Source organism: Microcystis sp. M_QC_C_20170808_M9Col, from assembly GCF_007095495.1.
Lineage (GTDB): Bacteria > Cyanobacteriota > Cyanobacteriia > Cyanobacteriales > Microcystaceae > Microcystis > Microcystis aeruginosa.
Genome location: NZ_SFBZ01000045.1, coordinates 1 through 3,942, shown reverse-complemented (window position 1 = coordinate 3,942; position 3,942 = coordinate 1). Strand labels below are relative to the sequence as shown.

5 protein-coding genes and 1 tRNA gene are annotated in these 3,942 nt (G+C 43.3%); 3 read left to right on the top strand and 3 right to left on the bottom strand.

Annotated elements, in window-relative coordinates; genetic code table 11:
* Window positions 1-514 precede the first annotated feature (514 nt).
* Window positions 515-856, top strand: a complete 342-nt coding sequence (locus tag EWV68_RS03005; protein WP_061432501.1) for a hypothetical protein — start codon at window positions 515-517, stop codon at window positions 854-856.
* Window positions 853-1,041 (top strand): hypothetical protein, encoded by a 189-nt coding sequence (locus EWV68_RS03000; RefSeq protein ID WP_002783384.1) that lies wholly within the window; start codon window positions 853-855, stop codon window positions 1,039-1,041. The genes EWV68_RS03005 and EWV68_RS03000 overlap by 4 nt, the downstream gene beginning before the upstream one ends.
* A gap of 270 nt (window positions 1,042-1,311) precedes the next feature.
* On the opposite strand, the gene EWV68_RS02995 is transcribed toward EWV68_RS03000, so the two are convergent.
* A tRNA-Arg gene (locus tag EWV68_RS02995) sits at window positions 1,312-1,384 on the bottom strand.
* Window positions 1,385-1,472: 88 nt separating this feature from the next.
* Window positions 1,473-2,612, bottom strand: coding sequence for a ferrochelatase (locus EWV68_RS02990; RefSeq protein WP_061432502.1), 1,140 nt, complete (start codon window positions 2,610-2,612; stop codon window positions 1,473-1,475).
* Between the two features lie 198 nt (window positions 2,613-2,810).
* On the opposite strand from EWV68_RS02990, the gene EWV68_RS02985 reads away from it, so the two are divergent.
* Window positions 2,811-3,569 carry an LmeA family phospholipid-binding protein gene (locus EWV68_RS02985; RefSeq protein WP_002757745.1) on the top strand — a complete coding sequence of 253 codons (759 nt, stop codon included), beginning with the start codon at window positions 2,811-2,813 and terminating at the stop codon, window positions 3,567-3,569.
* A gap of 16 nt (window positions 3,570-3,585) precedes the next feature.
* Here EWV68_RS02985 and yidD read toward each other — a convergent pair whose 3' ends face one another.
* Window positions 3,586-3,816, bottom strand: a complete 231-nt coding sequence (yidD, locus tag EWV68_RS02980; protein WP_004162269.1) for a membrane protein insertion efficiency factor YidD — start codon at window positions 3,814-3,816, stop codon at window positions 3,586-3,588.
* Window positions 3,817-3,942: the final 126 nt, after the last annotated feature.

The window sequence follows — 3,942 nt, the reverse complement described above, 5'->3', positions numbered from 1 at the left end:
AAAGATTAATTATTGTGACTAACTCTTTTGGTTAGAGAAAGATAAACTTGAGAATTTTCAGTCAAATTTATTGACTCAAAATCAGCTGTACTTAATTTAAATGAAACAGCCCTACCCGACGTCGGGGGGGGTGAGAGAAGTTTGGCTAATCTAAGAATAAGCGGTTTAAATGCGTCTTAGCTTAACAACAATCGGATGTCACCTCGATCGCTTGTTCCGATTCAACGATAATCTGATCATTTCCCTGAACCAGTGGAACTATTAATTCTGCTTTGTCGTGATCGCGTCACAAATCTTAAGTTATATATCTCTCACACTAGCGATCGCTTCCTTGCCCCTGTTTTACTGCTTCTCAGGCGAACTATTCTCATTCCGTGAGATATTGTGACGCAGTATGTCTGATTCGCCTTTGCCTTCTCCCTTGACTGACCCTCAACTCGATCGCAAACTAAATTAAACAGGATTACCTCGTACCAACCAGATTATAGACTGGGGATAATAGAAATAATTGAATATGGCTACATTACCGGAGGAAACCTTAACGAGCATTTTTGATCTACTGCGTCAACTAGCGGATCAGATAGAGTACGCATCGGCAACGGAATGGCAACTTTTTAGAGAATATGGGGAAAATGAACGGACATTATCAGAATTAGAAGAATTATCTAATGCCAGAGAGAGGGTAACTAATTCCTACTCCCGAATTAATAATATCCTGCTGAGAATTTTACAAGAGCAGCCGACTCTCTCAAATACGATGCTAGAGATGTTAGAAAGAGCGATTTTGCAAGGAACAGCCAGTGTGGATGCTGTTAGTGCTAGTGTTGATGAAGTAAAGAGGCAATGGAACTTATGATGACTTACCGCACCTCCTATCCCGATGAAGCAACGAGAAAACAATGTCTTGAAAGCTTACGGGAAACTAACCGCCAGATTGAGCTTTATAATCTTTTTTTAGACGATATACTCGCCCAACTGGAAACAGAATCCCGTCAAAAGAGACGAGAAAGGCTATTGCAAAGAGGGCAAACTATTAAATAGAGGGATGCACAGAAGAAGGAGTTTCAGGTAGTTTCTCTTGTTTTACTCCTTCTCAGGCTGTATATCCTCATTCCGTGAGATATTGTGACACAGTATGTCTGATTCGCCTTTGCCTTCTCCCTTGACTGCGCTTCAACTCGATCGCAAACTAAATTAAACACAATTAATATCAACTGACGGGACTCAACTGCCCCAATTCGACGCTCACCGCATCAAAGCGATTGTCCCCGGGACAAGAGGAGAGAATTTCCCATCCCTACTTAACAATAACGGGTACGGTAGGGATCGAACCTACAACCGTCCGCTTAGAAGGCGGATGCTCTATCCATTGAGCTACGTACCCAGGAAAGCACAATTATAGATTATACCTCCAACAGTGACAAGTGGTAGGACTAATTTTCGCCGTTGCCCCTCTTTGCCACTGTCCAAGCTTAATGATGATGGTGATGTCCGTGGTGATGATGGTGATCGGAATGAATGTGAGGAATTGTTACAGAAGTATTGACAGATAAAGCCTCTTGTGATAGCAAAGCTTCGATGTGTTCCTCGGCCCAATCGGCAGCCATCTGGCAAAATTCGGGGTTATCGTTGACACAGGCCATCTGCACATAATTAACCTGGTCGTGTTTGCGGCGTAAAGCTTCGATAATATGCTCCACATCCAGTAAAGTTTCGTGATTTTCCGTAGCAAAGCCAATCGGCATGAAAATTAAGGCTTTGGCCCCTAATTCGATTAAATTCTTCGCCGCTAACTCTGCATTCGGTTGCGTCCATTTAATTAAGGGGGTTTGGTGATTTAACCAACCCACAGAAATCAAGGGATAACGATAGATTAATTTTTCCCGGACCAACTCGTATAAAGCTTGACTTTCATCGATTCCCGACGTAAATCCCTTAGCTTCGTGGGGACAACCGTGATTCATTAAAATAATGCCAATTTGCGAGGGAAGACAGCTACTAGCTACCTCAGCAGCGATTTTTTCCTCCACTAACCGCGCCATTAGCTCTATATAAGCGGGTTGGTTATAAAACGAGGGAATGTAGCGCAATCCTTTGACCCAATGTTCCCCCGTTTGTCCTTGAGCTAAAGCTTTGTTAACTTGTTCGATCGCAATGCCACTGGTAAAGATAGAATCAACAACGAGGAGAGGATAGATCAAAATTTTCTCGAATCCTCGCTCGCGGATTTCCGTTAATACTTGTGCCGGTAAAAAAGGCGCGCAGAAGTTAAACGCTTTGAATACCTCCACCCGATTACCCCATTTTGCCTGTAAATTGCGCTCGATTTCCTGTCTTTGATGCTCGAAAATGTGGTTATGGGGCGAAATAAAGTGATTATGCTGGTGTTGCCATTCGTGTAGGTCAAATATGGCCAATAATTTCGCTAGGGGAGGATAAACCCAAGTCGGTACAGGAGCGAACTTAGCCGTCAGCAAATTTAAGGCCTGTTCATTATAGTTGGCGAAGTCCTCGTAACTCTCCACTTCCCCGTATCCCATCAATAATACCGCCACTCGATCGCTGTGGTTGTGGGTAGCGGCTAACTGTTGTTGATCTGAAATGGCAACCACGTTTTTAACCCCGATTTTCTAAGTGAAAAACGCTATATCACTGGGATAGTAGCATTTTTACATCCTATCCCCTAGCACGGGATAGACCGCTAAAAATTTATAACCTCTACAGAATCATACAGATTGCTTATCATCCTCATTAATAAAACGAGATGTAAAGAAACTTTAAATAATGTTAAGATCGTTGCAGTCCCACCTATGAGAGATATGACAGCAGGCGTGTTTGGTAGCTTACCTTTTCCCAATCAGAGCGGCGATCAACTCATCAGTAAGGCGGTGAGTGCTGCGATCGCTGCATTATTCAAACGGACAGGCAAGCTGAAAGCCACTGTCCGCGCCGAACCCGTGGCCAAATTACTGCAAGGCAGTATCGACGGTTTTGACTTTATCGGTCAGTCGATGCTGATGTACAATGGCCTACGCATCGAAGCCATGGAATTGTATGTACAAGCGGTGGCGATCGATTTTAGTGCCATTTTTACCGGACAGGTAAAACTCCGTCAACCGACGCGGGCCACTTTGCGGGTAGTTTTAACGGAAGAAGACTTAACCACCTCTTTTAATACACCTTTTATTGTCGAAAAACTGCAAAGATTAGAGTACGAAGGTAAATCAATTCACTGTCAGAATACGGAATTAATTCTCAATGACGATAAAACTTTAACTCTGAAAAGTCTCATCAAATTGGGAGAAGAAGAACCAATTCTTCTAGAAATGACCACTGCTGTGGTTGTGGAAGAACGGCGAAAAATTCAGTTTGTTGAGGTGGTTTATCAAGGGGACGAAAGATCGAAAGCTTTAGGAGAAGCTTTAATCAGCCACGTTAACAACCTCATGGATTTAGATAAATTTGCCCTCGATGGTACCCAATTAAGAGTCGATCGACTACGTTTAAAAGATAAACAGATCATCTTTTATGGTATCGCCGATATCGAGCGTTTTCCCCAAAGAAAATAGACAGGGTTTTTGGCTTTTAATCGTGCTTGTGGTGACAGGGAGGCACGGGATCGTAACCTCCGGGGTGAAAGGGATGACAACGGAGAATGCGCTTAATTGCCAACCAAGAACCCCGCAGCACACCAAAGCGATCGATCGCTTCCATGGCATACTGGGAACAGGTGGGTTGAAAACGACAGGAAGGGGGAAATAGCGGCGAAATAAACCGTCGATATCCCTCAATTAAGCCAATAAAAATTCCTTTCATCGGAAATTTTGGGTCTGAAACCCCGTCGTTCTACGACGGCTTTACTGTTAAATATTAGCACATTTACGAAATATATGCTAAAATGTGAGGTATGGAAAAAGCCTACTCGTTTCGATTTTACCCCAC